Genomic DNA, 18,508 nt, shown 5'->3' on the forward strand with positions numbered 1-18,508 from the left:
GGTGCACTCTAGAACGTGACCCCGACAGTCTGCCGCTCAGATGTCGTAGACGGAGCCCTGCGTCACGACGTCGGTGTCCGGGAACACCGCCGAGGCCTCGGCCAGCACCACACCGCGGTCGGTCCACGGCGCGATGTGCGTGAGCAGCAGCCGCCCGACGCCCGCGTCCTTGGCCAGTTCGCCCGCCTGCTTGCCGGAGAGGTGGACGCCGCCGGGGCGGTCGGCCGCGTCGGTCCAGGAGGCTTCGGACAGCAGCACGTCGACGCCGTCGGCCAGCTCGCCGAGCGCGCGGCACGGGCCGCTGTCGCCGGTGTAGGCGAGGATCCGGCCGCCGTAGGAGATGCGCAGGCCGAACGCCGGCGTCGGGTGGTGCACGGCGACGGCGGTGACCTCGAACGGGCCGATCCACAGCCGTTCCTCGCGCAGCGCGTGGAACTCGTAGACGTCCGAGAGGTCGACGCCGGCCCTCTCGTCCGCGTCGGCGGCGTACGCGTGAGCGAGGCGCGAAGGCGCGTCCGGCGGCGCGTACAGCGGCAGCCGCTGCGGCCGGGCCGGGTACGGCGGCGCGGGGTGATAGCGGCGCAGCACGGTGAGCGCGTTGACGTCCGCGCAGTGGTCCGAGTGCAGGTGCGACAGGACGAGCGCGTCCAGGTCGAACGGGTCCAGCACCGTCTGGAGCTGGGCGAACGCGCCGTTGCCGAGCTCGAGCCCGAGCTGGAACCCCTCCGCCTCCAGCAGGTAGCCGGACGCTGCGGTGTTCGGCCCGGGAATGCTGCCCGAGCACCCGAGGATCGTCAGTCGCACGTTTCTCACCCTAAACTTCCCGGGCCCGTTCTACGCGCTGGTGGGAGCGAGGACACCTGGGGCGAAGCCCATGAAGCGCTGGGCGAGGCGCGTGAACGGCTCCGGCGAGCCGGTGGCCAGGAACTCGTGCCGCGGCGGGGTGTCGCGCTCGGCCAGCAGGTCCAGCTCGGTGAGCACGCGGAACAGGTCCTTGGCCGTCTCGTCGGCGCTGGAGACGAGCGTGACCTCTTGGCCCATCACGATCTGCAGCACCCCGGACAGCAGCGGGTAATGCGTGCAGCCCAGCACCAGCGTGTCCACTTCGGCGTCCAGCAGCGGTTCGAGGTACCCCTGCGCGAGCCCGAGCACCTGGCGCCCGGAGGTGATGCCGCGCTCGACGAAGTCGACGAAGCGCGGGCACGCGACGCTGGTGAGCTTCACGTCGGGCGCCGCGGCGAAGGCGTCTTCGTACGCGCGTGAGCGGACCGTGCCCTCCGTGCCGATGACGCCGACGCGCTTCGAGTGCGTCGCGACGACGGCGCGGCGCGCGGCGGGCAGCACAACCTCGATCACCGGCACGTCATAACGCTCGCGCGCGTCGCGCAGACAGGCGGCCGAGGCGGTGTTGCAGGCGATCACGAGGGCCTTCACGCCACCCTCGACGAGGTCGTCGAGCGCGGCCAGCGCGTACTCTCGGGCCGTGGCGATGGGCAGTGGGCCGTACGGGTTGTGCGCGGTGTCGCCGACGTAGCGCAGCTGCTCCGACGGCAGCAGCTCCAGGATCGAGCGGGCGACGGTGAGACCGCCGACGCCGGAGTCGAAAACACCGATGGACGCGTCCGGGGAGGTCACACCCCGAGGCTACCGCCGGGTACCGCCTCGATCGCCTTGGCTCCCCGGCGATCGCCCCGTGAGGTCAGCCACGCCGCGAGGATGCCGGCCAGCGCGCCGAACAGGTGGCCCTGCCAGGAGATGCCGGTGTTGCCGGGCAGCAGGCCCCAGAGCATGCCGCTCCAGATGCCGAGCAGCACCACGGCCACCAGGATCTGGCCGGCCGCGCGGTTGAAGATGCCACGCACCAGCAGGAACGCGAGCCAGCCGAAGGCGAGCCCGGACGCGCCCACGGTGTAGGTGTTCCCGCCCGGCCCGATCAGCCACACACCGACCCCGGAGACCAGCCAGATGATGGCCGTGACCACGGCCCAGCGCCCGATGCCCGCCGCCATGGCGAGGAAGGAGAACACCAGCACCGGCACCGTGTTCGAGAACAGGTGCGACCAGTTGGCGTGCAGCAGCGGCGCCCACAGGATCCCGTCGAGCCCCGACAGCCGCCGCGACAGGATGCCGCCGTGGTCGAGGTTCCCCGGGAGGATCACGTCGGCCAGCTCCACCAGGTACAGGACCAGGGTGAACGACAGCGCCACGATCGCCGCCGCCTTCGGGTTGGGCGGCAGGATCCGCTTCGTCACGTCGGTGGGCTTGTCACCGGACGGCACGGGCAGGGGAGGCAGTGGTGTGCTCACGCGTCCAGGTTACGGCCGCCCGGTGCGTCCCGCCTCGGGTGAAATCCCTGATACTCGCCCCGGGTCAAACGCCGTTAAGGCCTCCTTACCCGCGTAGGACGCGGGTAAGGAGGCCTTAACGGCGCTAGTCACGAGCGAGGAGGGGGCAACGGCGCCACGCCGAGCGCCCAGTCGGCCGCCGCCTCCGCGTGCAGCCGCGTGGTGGGGAAGGACGGCACCGGGCTGTCCGTCGCGTCCACGAGCAGTTCGATCTCCGTGCAGCCGTAGATGACGCCCTCGGCCCCGGCCTCGACCAGCCGCCGGATCACGCCGCGGTAGGCCTCGCGGGACTCCGCGCGGATGACGCCCTGCACCAGCTCGTCGTAGATGACCCGGTGCACCAGCGCCTGGTCCTCCGGCGACGGCACCAGGACGTCCAGCCCGTGCGAGGCCAGGCGTTCGCGGTAGAACGGCCGGCCCATGGTGAACGCGGTGCCGAGCAGTCCGGCCCGGGAGACGCCCGCGGCGCGGATCGCCGACGCCGTCGTGTCGGCCAGGTGCAGCAGCGGGATCCCGATGCCGTCGACGATCCGGGCGGCGACCTGGTGCATCGTGTTCGTGCAGAGCACCACCACGTCCGCGCCCGCCGCCTCCAGCGCCCGTGCCGCCTCGTTCAGCAGCGTGCCCGCGTCGTCCCAGCGGTCCTCCGCCTGCATGGCCTCGACCTCGGCGAAGTCGACCGAGTACAGCACCACCCGCGCGGAGTGGAACCCGCCGAGCGCGGCCTTCACCCGCTCGTTGACCAGCCGGTAGTACTCGGCCGAGGACTCCCAGCTCATCCCGCCCAGCAGGCCGACGACCTTCACGCCCAGAGCTGCCCGTCCAGCCGGGCCGCGGCCTCGTCGAGGGAACCGGAGTACGCGCCCGTCGAGAGGTACTTCCAGCCCGCGTCGGCCACGACGAACGCGACGTCGGCGGGCTCGCCCTTCGCCGCCGCCTTCTCCGCGACGGCGAGCGCCGCGTGCAGCACCGCGCCCGTCGAAATGCCCGCGAAGATGCCTTCGTGCTCCAGCAGCTCGCGAGTGCGGCGAAGCGCGTCGTACGCGCCGACGGAGTAGCGGCTGTTCAGCACGCTGGCGTCGTACAGCTCCGGCACAAAGCCCTCGTCGAGGTTGCGCAGGCCGTACACCAGCTCGCCGTACCGCGGCTCGGCCGCGATGATCTGGACGTCCGGCTTCGCCTCGTGCAGGTAGCGCCCGACGCCCACGAGTGTCCCGGTCGTGCCGAGGCCGCCGACGAAGTGCGTCACCGTCGGCAGGTCCTTCAGCAGCTCCGGGCCCGTGCCGCGGTAGTGCGCGTCCGCGTTGGCCGGATTGCCGTACTGGTAGAGCATCACCCAGTCCGGGTTCTGCTCCGCCAGCTCCTTCGCGCGGCGGACGGCCTCGTTCGAGCCGCCCGCGGCGGGTGAGAACACGATCCTCGCGCCGTACGCCTGCAGCAGCTGCTTGCGTTCGATGGAGGTGTTCTCCGGCATCACGCAGACCAGCCCGTAGCCCTTGAGCTTGGCGGCCATGGCCAGCGAGATGCCGGTGTTGCCCGAGGTCGGCTCCAGGATCGTGGAGCCGCGCCGCAGCCGCCCCTCACGCTCGGCGGCCTCGATCATCGCCAGCGCGGGGCGGTCCTTGATCGAACCGGTCGGGTTGCGGTCCTCGAGCTTCGCCCACAGCCGCACGTCGTGCGTCGGGGAAAGCCGGGGAAGCCCGACCAGCGGGGTGCCGCCGAGAGCGTCCAGCAGCGACTCGTAGCGGGTCATGGATCAGCGTGCGCCGCCGGCCACGGCGGGCAGGATCGTCAGGGTGTCGCCGTCCTTGACCTCGGCCTCGAGGCCGCCGGCGAAGCGCACGTCCTCGTCGTTGACGTAGACGTTGATGAAGCGGTGCAGCTTCTCCTCCTTGACCAGGCGCGCCTTGAGGCCGGCGTGACGCGACTCGACGTCGTCGATCACCTCGAGGACGGTCTTGCCCGCCGCCTCGACGGACTTCTCGCCGCCGGTGTGCGTGCGCAGGATGGTCGGGATGGACACGGTCACGGCCATGGGTTCTACCTCCGGTGGGTTCTCACAGGCTGACGCGCGGGACGCCGCCCTTTATTCCGGCAGCTCAGTCGAGGACTTCGACCGGCTCCTCGGTGATCTCGGCGTCCACGATCCGGTACGAGCGGAACTCGGGCGAATCGGGGTCCCGCGTGGACACGAGCACGTAGTGCGCTTCCGGCTCGGCGGCGATGTTCGCGTCGGTGCGCGACGGGTAAGCCTCCGTCGCGGTGTGCGAGTGGTAGATGACCACCGGCACCTCGTCGTTCGCGTCCATCTCGCGGTAGAGCTTGAGCAGGTCGCCCGAGTCGAACTCGTAGAACGTCGGCGAGCGGGCCGCGTTCAGCATGGGGATGAACCGTTCGGGCACATCGGAGCCCTCCGGCCCGGCGATCACCCCGCACGCCTCGTCGGGGTGGTCACGGCGGGCGTGGGCGACGATCTCGTCGACGAGTTCACGGCGGATCCGGAGCACATCGACATCTTAGGTGGTGGACGCGGGGTGTCCACATGGTGAGAGCTTCCGCTCATGGGCCCGATTCGGGAGAATCGTCCGCGTGCCCGTGCCGTCGAGAATCCGTGACAGTTGCCGCCCGTTCCTGGCCGAGGGCGACGTGCTGCCGCGGACCACGGAGCTGGGACCGGTGGACGTCCACCCTTCGCTCGGCCCGACCGTCTCGTTCGGCGGGCTGGTGCTGGAGATCGACGAGGAGTACGTCCCGGCGATCCGGGCCGCGGACCTGGAGCGGGGCGGCGTCGGGCTGCCGGACGATCCGCTGCCCGGCCTCTGAGCAGTCAGTAGGCCTCGGGCCAGACGTCCCGGTAAGCCACGACACCGCCGGCCGCGGTGGCCGCCAGCAGCCCGTGCACCATCGCCCGCGCGAACACCCGGGCGGCGGCCGAGCACAGCATGTCGAGAGCACCCGCGCGCTGGGCGTCGGCGAAGGAGCCCGCCGCGGCGGGCAGCTCGCGAGCACCCGTGGCCAGCGCGAAGACGGTGTCACCGTCGAACATCGTGTGGGCGGGGCGGACGGCTCGGGCCAGCCCGTCCTGCGCCGCCACCGCCAGCCGCCGGGCCTCGGCCTTGGACAGCTTCGCGTCGCAGGCCACGACGCCGATCGTGGTGTTCAGGTCGGTCGCGGCCGGCGGCACCGAGCCGGGCCGATCCGGCCAGCGGGCGCCGAACTCGCCGTCCACCTCGTGGTCGGCCGCGAACGGGCGGCCGGTGGCGAAGTCCACGGCTTGACCGGCCGCGTTCACCGCGGCCAGCGCGCCCACGGTCACCCCGCCGGCAACACCGACGACCTCGCTCGCGGTCCCGATCCCGCCCTTCAGCGAGCCGACGGCCGCGCCCGCCCCGGCGCCGACGGTCCCTTGCGTGACAGCGCCCGAAGCGGCGGCTTCACAAGCGGCGTAACCGAAAGACGCGTCCGGCCGGTTGCCCCACTCGCTGCGCGGCAGGTCGAACAGCACTGCCGCGGGCACGATCGGCACGACCTCGTGCGGCGCCGCGCCGACCGGGAAGCCCAGGTTCCGCTCGCCGAGCCAGCGCACCACCCCGTCGGCCGCCGCGAGCCCGTACGCGCTGCCGCCGGACAAGCAGACGGCGTTCACGCGCTGTACCAGGTTCTCCGGCTCCAGCAGGTTCGTCTCGCGGGTGCCGGGGGCGCCGCCGCGCTGGTCGACCGCGCCGGTCGCGCCATCGGGCACCAGCACCACCGTGGTGCCGGAAGCCCAGCCGTCGCCGACCCGCTCGTGGTGGCCCACCAGCACGCCGGGCACATCCGTCAGGCCGCTCAAGCCGTCAGCGCCTGGATCAGGGTCTCCTGCACCCAGGTCAGCCAGTGGTAGACGCCGAGGTGCGGGGACCGCGGATCGTCGTCGGGCAGCTCGTCCGGCATGTCCTCGGTGACGTCGAGGGCGGTGCCCAGCGCCAGGCGCACGTCGTTGAGCGCGCCCAGCCAGGCGTCGGCCTGCTCGAAGCTCAGCCGCACGTTGCCGCCGTCGCGGGGCAGCGTGTCCAGCACGACCTTCGCGACGCCGACCTTCGTCTCCAGCAGCTCCGGCTCGTGCAGCGACCGCATCGCGGCGGCGGAGTCGAGGTCCTCGCGCGTGGGGTTGTCCGGGTCGAGCTTGTGGAAGTCGGGCAGCAGCCGCGAGAGCACCGGGTCGTCCGGCGACTCCGACGGCCCGGTGCGGATGCCGGTGAGCTCGGCCAGCTCGTCCTGCGGCGCCTCCTCGGCGCGCGCGGTGAGCATGTCCTCGAGCTGGCTGACCAGGCCGCGCAGCACGGCGGCCTCCTGCTGCTCGAAGCCCGCCAGTATCGACTCGCCCTTGCGGCGCCAAGGCTTCATGAAGGCTGTTCCATGGTCGCCCACAGGCCCGCCGCGTGCAGCTTCGCCACGTCGACCTCCACCTTCTCCTTCGAGCCCGACGACACGATGGCCTTGCCCTTGTGATGCACGTCGAGCATCAGCTTCGTGGCGTGGTCCCGGCTGTAGCCGAAGAGCTTCTGGAACACGTACGTCACGTAGGACATCAAGTTGACCGGGTCGTTCCACACGACGGTTCGCCACGGCTTGTCCTCCTCGGCGGCTTCGACCCCGAGTGGATCAACCTGCGTCTGTTCGGATGCGACAGGCGTGGACATGCACTCCATGGTGTCACGGGGGCCACCGGGTACGCCGCGCCAGGTCCGGCCATGTGGGTGAATAGGCTGACCCCATGGGTTCACCCGAGCCGGTCACCAGCGCCAGCACGGCGCTGCTCACCGACCACTACGAGCTGACCATGCTGAGCAGTGCGCTCGCCGACGGAACCGCCGAACGCCCTTGTGTGTTCGAGGTCTTCGCGCGCCGTCTGCCCGACGGCCGTCGTTACGGCGTCGTCGCCGGGACCGCGCGCGTGCTCGACGCGATCGCGGACTTCCGGTTCACCGACGCCGAGCTGACGCAGCTGGAGCAGACCGCCGTCGTCGATGACGCGACGATCGCCTGGCTCGCCGACTACGAGTTCTCCGGCGACATCTACGGCTATCCCGAGGGCGAGCTGTACTTCCCCGGCTCGCCGCTGCTGACCGTCACCGGCGGCTTCGGCGAGGCGGTGCTGCTGGAGACGCTGGTGCTGTCGATCCTCAACCACGACAGCGCGATCGCCTCGGCCGCGGCGCGGATGGCGGGGGCCGCGCACGGCCGGCCGATCATCGAGATGGGCGGCCGCCGCACGCACGAGTACGCCGCCGTCGCCGCCGCGCGCGCCGCCTACCTGGCCGGCTTCGCCACGACGTCGAACCTCGAAGCCGGCCGCCGCTACGGAATCCCCACCCGCGGCACCGTCGCGCACGCTTTCATGCTGCTGCACGACAACGAGGAGCAGGCGTTCCGCGCGCAGGTCGACAAGATGGGCGCGGACACCACACTGCTGGTGGACACCTACGACATCACCGCGGGCATCGACGCGGCCGTCCGCGTGGCCGGCCCGGAGCTGGGCGCGATCCGGATCGACTCCGGCGACGTCGGCCCGCTGGCCCGCAAAGCGCGTGACCAGCTCGATTCCCTCGGCGCGAAGGACACCCGCATCGTGGTGTCCGGCGACCTCGACGAGCACGCCATCGCGGCGCTGCGCGCGGAGCCCGTGGACGCGTACGGCGTCGGCACCTCCGTGGTCACCGGCTCGGGCGCGCCGACCGCCGGCATGGTCTACAAACTGGTGGAGGTCGACGGCCGCCCGGTCGCCAAGCGCAGCGCGCACAAGGAGTCCCGCGGCGGCCGGAAGTCCGCGCTGCGCCGCCACCGCGTCACCGGGACCGCGATGGAGGAGGTCGTCTGGACCGACGCCTCCGGCCGGCCCGAGCCCGAGGAGCACGACCGCGAACTCCAGATCCCCCTGGTCCGCGGCGGCCGCGCGGTGGATGATTTGCCCACGCTGGACGACGCGCGGGCCCGGCTGCGGCGCGCGCAGGTCAGCCTGCCGTGGGAGGGCCTGAAGCTTTCGCACGGCGAGCCCGCGATACCGACGACGTTTCTGTAGAGGGAGCCGACCATGGGAACCGCCCTGATCGTGGTGGATGTGCAGAACGACTTCTGCGAAGGGGGCTCGCTCGGCCTGCCCGGCGGGGCCGCCGCCGCGGAGGCGATTTCGGCACGGGCGGCCGAGGGCGGCTACAGCCACGTCGTCGCGACCCGCGACCACCACATCGACCCCGGCGACCACTTCAGCGACACGCCGGACTTCAACACCAGCTGGCCGGTCCACTGCGTCGCGGGCACGCCGGGCGCCTCGTTCCACCCGTCGCTCGACGTGGTGCCGATCGAGGCGGTCTTCTCGAAGGGCGAGTACACCGCCGCGTACTCCGGCTTCGAAGGCAAGTCCCGCGACGGCAAGACGCTCGAGGAGTGGCTGCGCGAGCACGAAGTCACCGACGTGGACGTGGTCGGCATCGCCACCGACTTCTGCGTACGCGCCACGGCGCTCGACGCGGCGAAGGCGGGCTTCGGCGTGCGCGTGCTGCTGGACCTGACCGTCGGCGGCTCGCAGCCGACAGTGGACGCGACGTTGAAGGACTTCGAGGAGGCCGGCGTCGCCTATTCCGGCAAAGCCGCCGTGCCGCCGCCCGCCTGACTTCGGACTCGTGAGTGTTTATGACGGTTAGAACCGTCATAAACACTCACGAGGAGGTCAGCCCTGCGGCGGAGTGGGCGCCCCGCCCTTGCCGAACGGGTTGCAGGCCGCGGTGCCGAGGTAGATGTCGCCGCTGGCCGGGCCGCCCTGCGGGAACAGCTGGATGTGCACGGCGTGCGTGACCAGGCTGCCGTCGGCCGGCTGCGGGGTGACGGTCTCGTTGAGCGTCACCGTGGCCAGCGCGGTCCCGGCCGCGCCACCGGGGATGGCGACCCGGTAGTTCGCCGGGATCGACGACGGCACGGTGACACCCTCGACCGTGCCGATCGAGACGTCGCCGGTGCTGCCGTTCTGCGTGGTGCTGCAGCCCGCGGAGTAGGTGCGGACCTTCAGCACCGGGCCGCCGTACCGCTTCAGCACGTCCGACTCGAAGCGCTGGCCGCCGGCCTCGACCGTCGTCACCACGTCCTTGCGGCCGCAGGTCGTGCCGCCGAGGCCGAACACGGCGACGTCACCGGTCCGGCCGCCGTCGCTGCGGCCGGACGTCGGCCCGTCGGCGTCGCAGCGGGCGAGCTGGCCGGTGGTCACGTGCTCGCTGTCGATCAGCACGTCGACGCTGCCCGCGGCCGCCCACCCGGTGGAGGTGACCTCGTCCTCGTCCGCGTGCGCGACGGCGGGCAGGGCCGCCAGTGCCAGCGCCGCCGTCATCAGGACCAGTCCGTGTTTCCCCGGCATTCCCGCACTCCCTCTCCGTCCGTGCTTCGACATCGGCAGCGCGGCACCTCGCCCAAACGTCGCAACCCCTACACCACCCGGATGAGTGGTGTGGTGAGGAACGCAACTTGTGGGGTCATCGCGAACTAACGAGCGTTAACCTCCTCGGACGTCCGTTCTCGTTCTGGGAGGTCCCGTGTCGTCGCTGTCCCTCACCGGCCACCGCCAGGTGCTCGCCGACCTCGTGCCCGGCACCCTCGTGCGCGACCTGACCCTGGTCGCCGGCGGTGCCCTGCTCACCGGCGCCGCCGCGCAGCTGGTCATCCCGATCCCGGGCAGCCCGGTGCCGATGACCGGCCAGACGTTCGCCGCGCTGCTCGTGGGCGCCTCGCTCGGCATGCGCCGCGGCGCCGCCTCGATGCTGCTGTACCTGCTCGTGGGCGCGGCCGGCGTGCCGTGGTTCCAGGGCGCCACCTCCGGCCTGTCCGGCGCTTCGGCCGGCTACATCGTCGGCTTCGTCTTCGCCGGTGCCCTCGTGGGCGCCCTCGCCCGCCGCGGCGGCGACCGCACGCCGCTGCGCATGGTGGGGACCATGGTGGCCGGCAACGTGGTGATCTACGCGTTCGGCGTGCCGTGGCTGATGGCCGCCACCGGGTTCGACCTGGCGACCGCGTTCGACAAGGGTGTGACGCCGTTCCTGATCGGCGACGCGCTGAAGACGGTCGTCGCGGCGGGTGTGCTGCCGCTGGCGTGGGCCGCCGTCAACCGCCTCGGTAAAGAACACAGCCGCAAAGAAGACTGAGCCGTACTCCCTGGTGTTCCGGCGCGAACGGCCCGTTCGAGCCGGAACGCGGGATCCTGTCGGACCCGGCGGCTATCGTGTCTCGCTGTGCCCGTCCGAACAGACTTCCCCGGCGTCCTCGAACTCCTGACCCACGCGGTCGAGTCGGTGGGCGGAGCCGAACGCCCCGGCCAGGTCGAGATGGCCGACGCCGTCGGCCGCGCCATCCGCACCGGTGAGCACCTCGCCGTCCAGGCCGGCACGGGCACCGGCAAGTCGCTGGCCTACCTGGTGCCCGCGATCCGCCACGCGGTCGAAAAAGAGGCCACGGTCGTGGTCTCCACGGCCACCATCGCGCTGCAGCGCCAGCTGGTCGACCGCGACCTGCCGCGCCTGGCGAAGGCGCTGAAGAAGCCGCTCGGCCGCGAGCCGACCTTCGCGATCCTCAAGGGCCGCCGCAACTATCTCTGCCTCCACCGGCTCGACACGGGCGCGCCCGACGAGCCGGAGGACGCGCAGCTGTTCGACCCGTTCGCGGTGTCGAGGCTGGGCAAGGAGGTCACGCGGCTGCGCGAGTGGTCCTCGGACACCGAAACCGGCGACCGCGACGAGCTGGTGCCCGGCGTCGGCGACCAGGCGTGGCGGCAGGTTTCCGTGACAGCCAGGGAATGTCTCGGCGCCTCGCGCTGCCCGATCGGCACGGACTGCTTCGCCGAGCGCGCGCGGGCGGAGGCCGGGCGCGCCGACATCGTGGTGACCAACCACGCGCTGCTGGCCATCGACGCGTTGCAGGGCTACCAGGTGCTGCCCGACCACGACCTGGTGATCATCGACGAGGCGCACGACCTGGTCGACCGCGTCACGTCCGTCGCCACGGGCGAGCTGAGCAGCGCCATGGTGTCCTCCGCCGCGCGCCGCAGCGGGCGGCTGATCGACGCCGACGTGGCCGACCGCCTGCTGGAGTCCAGCGACGGCCTGGCGCTCATCCTCGACGACCTGCCCGCGGGCCGGATGGACACGCTGCCGCAGGCGCTGCAGGGCGCCGTCCCGGCGGTCCGCGACGCAGCGAAGGCCTGTCTCACCGCGCTGGGGTCCGACCGCAAGGAGGACGTCGAGGGCGCCACCGCGCGCAAGCTGGCGCGCACGCTGCTGGAAGAGGTGCACGACACCGCCGTGCGCCTGCTGGAGGCGTACGAGGAAGACCAGGCGCACCAGCGTGACGTGGTCTGGCTGACCGGCGACAAGTACTCCTCGAACCCACGGCCGCCGGCGTTGAAGGTCGCGCCGCTGGGCGTCGCCGGGCTGCTGCGCGAGCGCGTGTTCAACCTCAGCACCACGGTGCTGACCTCGGCCACGCTGACCCTCGGCGGCACGTTCGACACGATGGCCCGCCAGTGGGGCCTGCCCCCGGGCCAGGCGCGGGTGGAGAAGGCGCCGGGCACGGCCACGGACAAGGAAGCGCCGTCCGACGAGGACAAGGGCCCCAAGTGGACGGGCCTCGACGTCGGCTCGCCGTTCGACCACAAGCGCAACGGGATCCTGTACCTGGCCAAGCACCTGCCGCCGCCGGGCCGCGACGGGCTGGCAGAGTCCACAATGGACGAGCTGGCCGGGCTGGTCGAGGCGGCGGGCGGGCGCACGCTCGGGCTGTTCTCCTCGATGCGCGCGGCGAAGCAGGCCGCGGAGGCCATGCGGGAGCGGCTGGACCACCCGATCCTCTGCCAGGGCGACGACGCCACGTCGCTGCTGGTGCGCAAGTTCGCGGACGACCCGCGCACCTGCCTGTTCGGCACGCTGACGCTGTGGCAGGGCGTGGACGTGCCGGGTCCGTCGCTGCAACTCGTGGTGGTGGACCGGATCCCGTTCCCGCGGCCCGACGACCCGGTGTCCTCGGCGCGGCAGCGGGCCGTGGAAGCCAGGGGCGGCAACGGGTTCCTCACCGTCGCGGCCACGCACGCGGCGCTGCTGCTGGCCCAGGGCACCGGCCGGCTGCACCGCTCGGTCACCGACCGCGGCGTGGTGGCCGTGCTCGACTCGCGGCTGGCCACCGCGCGGTACGGCGGATTCCTGCGCGCGTCGCTGCCGCCGTTCTGGCCCACCACGGATTCGCAGGTCGCGCGGGATGCGTTGAAGCGTCTGGACGCTGCCGCGCCCGCGTGACGGCGCGCACAAGCGCAGCGGGTACGGTAAAGGGAACGAACACGACAGGGAGCACCGGTTGACCCAGGATTCGTCCAGCGCACGATCCCGGACCGTCAGTGTCGACGACACCGGGGTGCGGCGCACTCTCGCCGATGGCAGCGAAGAAGCCGTGACGTGGTCGGACCTCTCGTCCGTGATGGTCAGGGTGATCCCGGACGGCCCCTGGAACGAGGACGTCTTTTTCATGCTCGTCGGCCACGACGGCAAGGGCACGGCCGTGCCGAGCGGCGACCCGGCCGCCGACGCGCTGATCGAGCGGCTCCAGTCCCTGCCCGGCTTCGACAACGACAAGTTCGTCGAAGCCATGACGACGGACGCCGACCAGGCCTACGTCGTCTGGCAGAGCTGACCCACCCGAACCCGGCTCACCGCCCGGTCCGCAGCAGCGGGCCGGGCGGTGCTGTATTCAGGCGCTGTCTTCAGAACAGCCGCGTTCAGGCGGTCGGAAACGTCTCCGTCACGGGGATGCCCTTCTTGAGCGTCCGGCTCACCGTGCACAGGCGCTCGATCGCGCGGTCCACGGCGGCGGCCAGCGCCTCGCGCTGATCCGGTTCGAGGCCGGACACGTCGACGTCGAAGGCCAGGTGCACCGCGTCCAGCTCGGACGCGCCCTCGCGCCGGTCCGCGTCCACCCCGACGCGGAACTTCGAATCCTCGCCCACGCGCCGGGTGATCAGCTCCTCGGCGGTGACGGCGGCGCAGCCCGCCGCCGCGATCTGCAGCAGCTCGGCCGGGGAGAACGCGCCCTCGGCGCCCTTGCGGCCCAGCCGCACCTGCGCGCCGCGATCGTTGCGCCCGACGAAACTGTGCTCACCTTCGCGCTGCACTTCCAGGGTCACGTCCAGCTCCTCATCCTCAGCAGAAAGGCCTCATCCGGGAGAACCGCCGCCCGGACGGCGATGTTCCGTGTCCCATCCCACGGGCGGGCTCAGGCGGGCTGCTGCGCCAGCACCGTGATCGTGCCCGGGTCGACCTCGGTGAACCCCGCGTCCCGCACCGCGACCACGCGGTTCTCGCGCCAGCCGGCCGCCGGGTCGTCCACCGGGCACAGCTCCTTCCAGCGGGCGGGCGACGGCGTGCGGACGGCCACGCGGTAGCCCCGCGCCGCCCACGCGGCCAGCTCGGCCTCGTCGAGCAGCGAAGCCAGGATCATCGTGGCGTGGCCGACCTGGGCGGCAGCCTTGCCGACGGTCATCGTCACCTCCGGGTTGAGCAGCAGCAGCGGCACCCCCGACGGCGCCGGCCCCGGGGTGTCGGGCGGCAGCTCACTGCCCGAGATCTGCAGCCGTGACACCTCCTTCGGCGTCTCCGTGACCAGTCCGGGCACCAGCGCCCGTGCCTCGGCGCCGTCGACCTCGACCGTGATGCCCGGCAACGCCAGCACGGCCTGCCAGTGCGCGCCCCGCGCCCGGCGCGCGACCTTGCGGATGCGGTTGTCCAGCCAGGCCTGCATCGGCTCGGCCCATTCGCCGCCCGGTTCGGTGCGCTCGTCCAGGCACACCGCCAGCGCGGCCGCGGCCGCCGCCTCCAGCAGCGGGGTCCGGCCGGGCGGCTCGGCCCGCTCGATGCGCAGGATCACCGGCATCGCCCGGACCTGGTCCGGCTCCTCGTCGGAAGTGTCGGAAGTGGCCTCGGCGGGCAGCCCCAGCCAATAGGCGTAACGGCTCCCCAGCGGCTCCAGTACGCGGTTCACGGCCGGACCAGTTCCATCCCGTCGGCCGCGTCGGCGGCCTCGACCTCCGCCCGCGTGACGCCCAGTACGAACAGCACAGCGTCCAGGTACGGGTGCGAGAGCGCGGTGTCCGCGACCTCGCGCAGCGCCGGCTTGGCGTTGAACGCCACGCCCATCCCGGCCGCGGAGAGCATGTCGATGTCGTTGGCCCCGTCGCCGACGGCGACGCACTGGCCCAGCGGGATGCCGTACTCGCCGGCGAACCGGCGCAGCGCCGTCGCCTTGCCCGCGCGGTCGACCACCTCGCCGGCCACCCGGCCGGTGAGCTTGCCGTCGACGATCTCCAGCTCGTTCGCCGCGGCGAAGTCCAGCCCGAGGTCGTCCACCAGGTGGTCGATGACCTGCGTGAACCCGCCCGAGACGACGCCGCAGCGGAAGCCCATGCGCTTGAGCGTGCGGACCGTGGTGCGCGCGCCCGGCATCAGCTCCAGCGAGGCCGCGACCTCGTCGAGCACCGTCGCGGGCAGCCCGGCCAGCAGCGACACCCGCCGCTCCAGTGATTCGGTGAAGTTCAGCTCGCCGCGCATGGCGGCCTCGGTGATCTCGCGGATCTCCGGCTCGACCCCCGCGTACGCACCGATCATCTCGATCACCTCGCCCTGCACCAGCGTCGAGTCGACGTCGAAGACCACCAGCCGCTTGGCCCGGCGCGCGATGCCCGCGCGCTCCACGGCGACGTCGATGGCCACCTGGGACGCCGCGTCCGCCACCACCGAGCGCAGTTCGGCGTCGGCCTCCGCGGTGTCCTCCCCGACCGAGACGTACAGCTCCAGCCCGGTCACCGGGTAGTCGGCGACACTGCGGATCGAGTCGATGTTCGCGCCCATGCCCGCGAGCCGCCGCGCCACCTCGGAGAACGCCCGCGCCGTCACCGGGCGGCCCAGCATCACCAGAACGTGTGACGAATCGCGGCGGCCGAGCGCGAACGGGTCCACGCCGATCGCGTTGCCGATCCGGACGTCCACCTGCATGCCGACGCTGGCCATCGCCTGTTCCACGGACTCCTGCAGGCCCTCCGGGTCGCGGTACACGCCGGCGAGCACCCCGAGCACGAGCTGCCCGCGGATCACGACCTGCTCGACGTCGAGCACGTCGACGTCGTGCCGCGTGAGCACGGCGAACAGCACGGACGAGACACCGGGCTTGTCGGGGCCGGTCGTGGTGATCAGGACGGGCGTCTGGGTCACTGGGCTCTATCCCTCGTTCGGCGCGGTCTCCTGGCAACGATCAGTCTGGCCTGCCGGACCTGGACACAAAAAGGGCGCGTGCCCGGCTTCACACCTGCCGGGCACGCGCCTTTTCGAATCCAACGGGCGTTACTACTGCTCGCCCGAGTTGTCCTTGTCGTGGTCACCCGGCATGGTCGCGTCGACCAGCTTCTGCGACGGCGCGCCATGGCCGTTGCGTGGCTTGCCGAAGAAGCCGATCTCACCCTCGGCGTGCAGCCGCTCGACCATGTGCGGATAGTGCAGCTCGAACGCGGGCCGCTCGGACCGGATCCGGGGCAGCTCGGTGAAGTTGTGCCGCGGCGGCGGGCAGGACGTGGCCCACTCGAGCGAGTTTCCGTAGCCCCACGGGTCGTCGACCGTGACGATCTCGCCGTAGCGGTAGCTCTTGAACACGTTCCAGATGAACGGCAGCGTCGAGGCACCGAGGATGTACGCGCCGATCGTGGAGATCGTGTTCAGCGTGGTGAACCCGTCGCTGGCCAGGTAGTCGGCGTACCGCCGGGGCATGCCCTCCGCGCCCAGCCAGTGCTGGACCAGGAAGGTGCCGTGGAAGCCGATGAACGTGGTCCAGAAGTGCCACTTGCCGAGCTTCTCGTCCATCATCCGGCCGGTGATCTTCGGGAACCAGAAGTAGATCCCGGCGAAGGTCGCGAACACGATGGTGCCGTAGAGGACGTAGTGGAAGTGCGCCACCACGAAGTAGCTGTCCGACACGTGGAAGTCGATCGCCGGCGCGGCCAGCAGGATGCCGGTCAGGCCACCGAAGAGGAACGTGACGATGAAGCCCATCGAGAAGATCATCGGCGTCTCGAAGGACAGCTGGCCCTTCCACATCGTGCCGATCCAGTTGAAGAACTTCACGCCGGTCGGGACCGCGATCAGGAACGTCATGAAGGAGAAGAACGGCAGCAGGACCGCGCCGGTGGCGTACATGTGGTGCGCCCACACCGCCACGGACAGGGCCGCGATCGCCAGCGTCGCGAAGACCAGGCCCTTGTAACCGAAGATCGGCTTCCGGCTGAACACCGGGAAGATCTCGGACACGATCCCGAAGAATGGTAGAGCGACGATATATACCTCTGGATGGCCGAAGAACCAGAATAGGTGCTGCCAGAGGATCACGCCGCCGTTGGCTGGATCGAAGACGTGTGCGCCGAGATGCCGGTCGGCCAGCAGGCCCATCAGGGCCGCGGTCAGGATCGGGAACGCCAGCAGGATCAGGATGCTGGTGACCAGGATGTTCCAGGTGAAGATCGGCATCCGGAACATCGTCATGCCCGGGGCGCGCAGGCAGATCACCGTGGTGACCATGTTGACGCCACCGAGGATGGTGCCCAGACCGGACACGACCAGACCGGAGATCCACAGGTCCGCGCCGACGCCCGGCGAGTGGATCGCGTCCGACAGCGGGGTGTAGGCGAACCAGCCGAAGTCGGCGGCGCCACCCGGGGTCAGGAAGCCGGAGAGGACGATCAGGCCGCCGAAGAGGTACAGCCAGTACGAGAACGCGTTCAGCCGCGGGAACGCCACGTCCGGCGAGCCGATCTGCAGCGGCAGGATGAAGTTCGCGAATCCGAAGAGGATCGGCGTCGCGTACAGCAGCAGCATGATCGTGCCGTGCATGGTAAACAGCTGGTTGTACTGCTCTTGCGACAGGAACTGCTGGCCCGGCCGGGCCAGCTCCGTGCGGATGAGCATCGCCATCGCGCCGCCCGCCATGAAGAAGGCGAACGACGTGACCAGGTACATGATGCCGATCTGCTTGTGGTCCGTCGTGCGGAACAACCGCAGCAGGTACGAACCCTTAACCGACTCGCGCGCGGGGTACGGGCGCGTTGCGATCGGCTTGGGGGCTACGGCCGTCACTCCTGCCTCCAACACTGAAGCCTTGTGGTGGTCAACATCCGGGACACCGAAGGGTCAGGCAGGCCTGATCCGGCGGCTAGGTGGGATCGTAGCCCTCGCTACCGACAGTCGCGCGCACCGGCTGGTTAGATCACCGCATGACCGACCCCTACACGGCTTCGGCGGTGGCGGCGGCGACCGCGGTGGCCCGGCGGCTGGGGTTGCCGGCCGGCTCGCCGGAGGTGCTGCACGAGCGGTCGAACGTGCTGGTGAGAATGGGTCACGTGGTGGCGCGGGTGCCTGCCACCACGCTGCTCATGCGCCCCGACGCGACGGCGTGGCTGGAGCGCGACGTGGCACTGTCGGCGTTTCTCACCGAGCGTGATGTGCGCGTCGTCTCACCCACCACGGATCCCCCGGCCGGTCCGCATTTCGCCGAGGGCCTGCCGGTCACGCTCTGGCACTGGACGCCGCACGATCCGGACCATCGGCACAGGCCGGACGAGGTCGCGAATTCACTCGCCCGGGTCCACTCCGCGCTGCGCGACTTTCCCGGCGAACTGCCCATTCGGGGACCGTTCGCGGAACTGGAGACGATGCTCCGGCTCCACGGCGACGCCATGGACGGGGCGGCGGAACGGATTCGCGCGGAGGCCGCCCGGATCGAGGCGGAACTGCCGGCGGCGCCCGTGCAGGCGCTGCACGGGGACGCACACCCGGGCAACCTCATCGCGACCGCGGACGGGCCGGGCTGGCTCGACTTCGAGGACACCTGGCGCGGCCCGCTCGCGTGGGATCTCGCGATCCTGGCGAAGCAGGGCGGACCGGACCTGCTCGCCGCGTATCCGGCCGAAGTGGACGAAGCCGCCATCGCGTCGTACCTGAGGCTGCGCGAGCTTTTCGCCGTGGGCTGGCGGTTCCTGATCGCGAAACGGTTCCCGCACCGGCGCGGCGAGGCCCGCGCGGCGCTGGCCGGCTACTTCGGCTGAGCGGATTTCAGCCGGGTTT

General features: G+C 71.3%; 22 protein-coding genes. 7 read left to right on the forward strand and 15 right to left on the reverse strand.

Features of this window, described 5'->3' with window-relative positions; translation table 11 throughout:
- Window positions 1-36: 36 nt before the first annotated feature.
- The 7 genes from OG943_RS27835 to OG943_RS27865 form a co-directional block, all read right to left on the reverse strand.
- On the reverse strand, window positions 37-804 hold the full coding sequence (locus OG943_RS27835) for an MBL fold metallo-hydrolase (protein WP_328603880.1): 768 nt from the start codon (window positions 802-804) through the stop codon (window positions 37-39).
- 30 nt (window positions 805-834) lie between these two features.
- Window positions 835-1,635: a glutamate racemase gene (murI, locus tag OG943_RS27840; RefSeq protein WP_328603881.1), complete on the reverse strand. Its 801-nt coding sequence runs from the start codon at window positions 1,633-1,635 to the stop codon at window positions 835-837.
- Window positions 1,632-2,294: a rhomboid family intramembrane serine protease gene (locus OG943_RS27845; RefSeq protein ID WP_328612160.1), complete on the reverse strand. Its 663-nt coding sequence runs from the start codon at window positions 2,292-2,294 to the stop codon at window positions 1,632-1,634. Before OG943_RS27845 ends, murI begins: the two co-directional genes overlap by 4 nt.
- Before the next feature lie 140 nt (window positions 2,295-2,434).
- Complete coding sequence (locus tag OG943_RS27850) at window positions 2,435-3,151, reverse strand: aspartate/glutamate racemase family protein (RefSeq protein ID WP_328603882.1); 717 nt, start codon at window positions 3,149-3,151, stop codon at window positions 2,435-2,437.
- Window positions 3,148-4,098, reverse strand: coding sequence for a PLP-dependent cysteine synthase family protein (locus OG943_RS27855; protein WP_328603883.1), 951 nt, complete (start codon window positions 4,096-4,098; stop codon window positions 3,148-3,150). The genes OG943_RS27850 and OG943_RS27855 overlap by 4 nt, the downstream gene beginning before the upstream one ends.
- Window positions 4,099-4,101: 3 nt before the next feature.
- On the reverse strand, window positions 4,102-4,380 hold the full coding sequence (locus OG943_RS27860) for a MoaD/ThiS family protein (protein WP_091611350.1): 279 nt from the start codon (window positions 4,378-4,380) through the stop codon (window positions 4,102-4,104).
- 64 nt (window positions 4,381-4,444) lie between these two features.
- Entirely contained in the window at window positions 4,445-4,852 is a 408-nt protein-coding gene (locus OG943_RS27865) for a M67 family metallopeptidase (RefSeq protein ID WP_328603884.1), read from the reverse strand.
- Window positions 4,853-4,934: 82 nt separating this feature from the next.
- Between OG943_RS27865 and OG943_RS27870 the strand changes: the two genes are divergently transcribed.
- Complete coding sequence (locus OG943_RS27870; protein WP_328603885.1) at window positions 4,935-5,168, forward strand: hypothetical protein; 234 nt, start codon at window positions 4,935-4,937, stop codon at window positions 5,166-5,168.
- 4 nt (window positions 5,169-5,172) lie between these two features.
- Here OG943_RS27870 and OG943_RS27875 read toward each other — a convergent pair whose 3' ends face one another.
- Genes OG943_RS27875 through clpS form a run of 3 tightly spaced genes read right to left on the reverse strand, consistent with a single transcriptional unit; the run spans window position 5,173 to window position 7,027 of the window.
- The gene (locus OG943_RS27875; protein ID WP_328603886.1) at window positions 5,173-6,177 is read right to left on the reverse strand and encodes a P1 family peptidase; all 1,005 of its coding nucleotides are present in this window, start codon (window positions 6,175-6,177) and stop codon (window positions 5,173-5,175) included.
- Window positions 6,174-6,731 (reverse strand): DUF2017 domain-containing protein, encoded by a 558-nt coding sequence (locus OG943_RS27880; protein WP_328603887.1) that lies wholly within the window; start codon window positions 6,729-6,731, stop codon window positions 6,174-6,176. Before OG943_RS27880 ends, OG943_RS27875 begins: the two co-directional genes overlap by 4 nt.
- The gene (gene clpS, locus OG943_RS27885; RefSeq protein WP_328603888.1) at window positions 6,728-7,027 is read right to left on the reverse strand and encodes an ATP-dependent Clp protease adapter ClpS; all 300 of its coding nucleotides are present in this window, start codon (window positions 7,025-7,027) and stop codon (window positions 6,728-6,730) included. The genes OG943_RS27880 and clpS overlap by 4 nt, the downstream gene beginning before the upstream one ends.
- A 74-nt stretch (window positions 7,028-7,101) precedes the next feature.
- Here clpS and OG943_RS27890 point away from each other — a divergent pair, with 74 nt between their 5' ends.
- Both OG943_RS27890 and OG943_RS27895 read left to right on the forward strand, forming a co-directional pair.
- Window positions 7,102-8,406: a nicotinate phosphoribosyltransferase gene (locus tag OG943_RS27890; protein ID WP_328603889.1), complete on the forward strand. Its 1,305-nt coding sequence runs from the start codon at window positions 7,102-7,104 to the stop codon at window positions 8,404-8,406.
- Window positions 8,407-8,418: 12 nt separating this feature from the next.
- Window positions 8,419-8,997 (forward strand): isochorismatase family protein, encoded by a 579-nt coding sequence (locus tag OG943_RS27895; RefSeq protein WP_328603890.1) that lies wholly within the window; start codon window positions 8,419-8,421, stop codon window positions 8,995-8,997.
- Between the two features lie 57 nt (window positions 8,998-9,054).
- On the opposite strand, the gene OG943_RS27900 is transcribed toward OG943_RS27895, so the two are convergent.
- On the reverse strand, window positions 9,055-9,705 hold the full coding sequence (locus tag OG943_RS27900) for a hypothetical protein (RefSeq protein WP_328612161.1): 651 nt from the start codon (window positions 9,703-9,705) through the stop codon (window positions 9,055-9,057).
- A 202-nt stretch (window positions 9,706-9,907) separates the two neighbouring features.
- Between OG943_RS27900 and OG943_RS27905 the strand changes: the two genes are divergently transcribed.
- The 3 genes from OG943_RS27905 (at window position 9,908) to OG943_RS27915 (ending at window position 13,043) form a co-directional block, all read left to right on the forward strand.
- Window positions 9,908-10,513 (forward strand): biotin transporter BioY, encoded by a 606-nt coding sequence (locus OG943_RS27905; protein WP_328603891.1) that lies wholly within the window; start codon window positions 9,908-9,910, stop codon window positions 10,511-10,513.
- A gap of 87 nt (window positions 10,514-10,600) precedes the next feature.
- Window positions 10,601-12,652 (forward strand): ATP-dependent DNA helicase, encoded by a 2,052-nt coding sequence (locus OG943_RS27910; RefSeq protein WP_328603892.1) that lies wholly within the window; start codon window positions 10,601-10,603, stop codon window positions 12,650-12,652.
- Window positions 12,653-12,710: 58 nt separating this feature from the next.
- Complete coding sequence (locus OG943_RS27915) at window positions 12,711-13,043, forward strand: hypothetical protein (protein ID WP_328603893.1); 333 nt, start codon at window positions 12,711-12,713, stop codon at window positions 13,041-13,043.
- Window positions 13,044-13,128: 85 nt separating this feature from the next.
- Here OG943_RS27915 and OG943_RS27920 read toward each other — a convergent pair whose 3' ends face one another.
- The 4 genes from OG943_RS27920 to ctaD form a co-directional block, all read right to left on the reverse strand.
- Complete coding sequence (locus OG943_RS27920) at window positions 13,129-13,533, reverse strand: OsmC family protein (protein WP_328603894.1); 405 nt, start codon at window positions 13,531-13,533, stop codon at window positions 13,129-13,131.
- Window positions 13,534-13,622: 89 nt separating this feature from the next.
- Complete coding sequence (locus OG943_RS27925; RefSeq protein WP_328603895.1) at window positions 13,623-14,387, reverse strand: aminoacyl-tRNA hydrolase; 765 nt, start codon at window positions 14,385-14,387, stop codon at window positions 13,623-13,625.
- Window positions 14,384-15,613, reverse strand: coding sequence for a phosphoserine phosphatase SerB (gene serB, locus OG943_RS27930; protein ID WP_328603896.1), 1,230 nt, complete (start codon window positions 15,611-15,613; stop codon window positions 14,384-14,386). Before serB ends, OG943_RS27925 begins: the two co-directional genes overlap by 4 nt.
- 132 nt (window positions 15,614-15,745) lie before the next feature.
- Window positions 15,746-17,521, reverse strand: a complete 1,776-nt coding sequence (gene ctaD, locus OG943_RS27935; protein ID WP_328603897.1) for an aa3-type cytochrome oxidase subunit I — start codon at window positions 17,519-17,521, stop codon at window positions 15,746-15,748.
- Window positions 17,522-17,658: 137 nt separating this feature from the next.
- On the opposite strand from ctaD, the gene OG943_RS27940 reads away from it, so the two are divergent.
- Window positions 17,659-18,489 carry a phosphotransferase gene (locus OG943_RS27940; RefSeq protein ID WP_328603898.1) on the forward strand — a complete coding sequence of 277 codons (831 nt, stop codon included), beginning with the start codon at window positions 17,659-17,661 and terminating at the stop codon, window positions 18,487-18,489.
- Window positions 18,490-18,508: the final 19 nt, after the last annotated feature.

It is taken from the genome of Amycolatopsis sp. NBC_00345 (assembly GCF_036116635.1).
Classification (GTDB): domain Bacteria; phylum Actinomycetota; class Actinomycetes; order Mycobacteriales; family Pseudonocardiaceae; genus Amycolatopsis.